Origin of the sequence: Streptomyces sp. 13-12-16, assembly GCF_002114215.1 — a bacterium.
GTDB lineage: Bacteria > Actinomycetota > Actinomycetes > Streptomycetales > Streptomycetaceae > Streptomyces.
Window position 1 is genome coordinate 1 of sequence record NZ_NCTE01001362.1, and the last position, 515, is coordinate 515.

General features: G+C 78.3%; 1 protein-coding gene. It reads right to left on the bottom strand.

Going from position 1 to position 515, the window contains the following annotated elements; translation table 11 throughout:
* On the bottom strand, positions 1-515 hold a 515-nt coding region (locus B7767_RS40910; protein WP_143652952.1), incomplete at both ends, for a cobalamin biosynthesis protein.

A 515-nucleotide genomic window follows, 5' to 3' on the forward strand; every position in this document is an offset into this window, starting at 1 on the left:
CCGCGCCCCGGCCGCCGTACGACGGCACAGGTCGCCATCGCGGGCCGGGCCGCCGACTTCCGCTTCGGCACGAGGAGTTCGCCCCCGCCCACCAGCGCGGCGGCCTCCGCCACCGACGGTGTGCCGACGGCGGCGAGCGGCGCGTCGGACGGGTTGGGCACCTCGACGCGCGCCAACTCCCCTGCGGTGTACGTCACCAGCGGCACCCCGAGCCGCCGCGCCGCCTCCACGACGCCGGGCTCGTCGGCCTTGGCGTCCACGGTGGCCAGTTCGGCGACCGACGCCGCCGACAGCCCGGCCCCGCGCAGGGCGTCCTCGACCAGGCCGAGCACCTCGTCCACGGGGGCGCCCTTCGAGGCCCCGACGCCGACGACGAGGGTCGGCGGCCGGAGCACCGCCTCCCGCTCGTCCGGCTCGACCAGCCGGTCCGTGACCCGGATCGTGTACGACCCCTCGTCCACGACCGGGAGCGGCGGCAGCGGCCAGGTCACCTCGGCGCGCAACGCCACCGCCTC